Origin of the sequence: Halorubrum sp. SP3 (assembly GCF_005435195.1) — an archaeon.
Classification (GTDB): Archaea; Halobacteriota; Halobacteria; order Halobacteriales; family Haloferacaceae; genus Halorubrum; species Halorubrum sodomense.
On record NZ_SGTU01000539.1, the window covers coordinates 1 to 312 of the forward strand.

1 protein-coding gene is annotated in these 312 nt (G+C 59.6%); it reads left to right on the forward strand.

Translation table 11 applies throughout. The features are described 5' to 3' along the window. A partial coding sequence (locus tag EXE42_RS19065) for a hypothetical protein (RefSeq protein WP_158293794.1) occupies positions 1 to 312 on the forward strand: 312 nt, incomplete at both ends.

Sequence of the window (312 nt, forward strand, 5' to 3'; positions counted from 1 at the left end):
GTTCGGGATCGTGTTCTCGACCCGTCCGACGCGGCAACGGTTGAGGTCGTGACTCCGAGCGACGAGACGGTAACGCTTGAACTATCAGGCGTGTACCGTGAGACGATCACCTCGCGGTTCAAACTCGATCCGCGCCGAGACGCCGAGGAACGATGGCTTCAAGCGTCCGAAGTGGCGTCGTTCCTTCGGAAAAAGATGGGTTCAGACGACCCGTTCGGTGTCGTGAAACCCGACGGACACCGCTCGTTCCGTAATGGGCCGACGTGGAAAGACAGCAAATACGGCGCGGATATGCTCGTTCAGTTCGTCCCC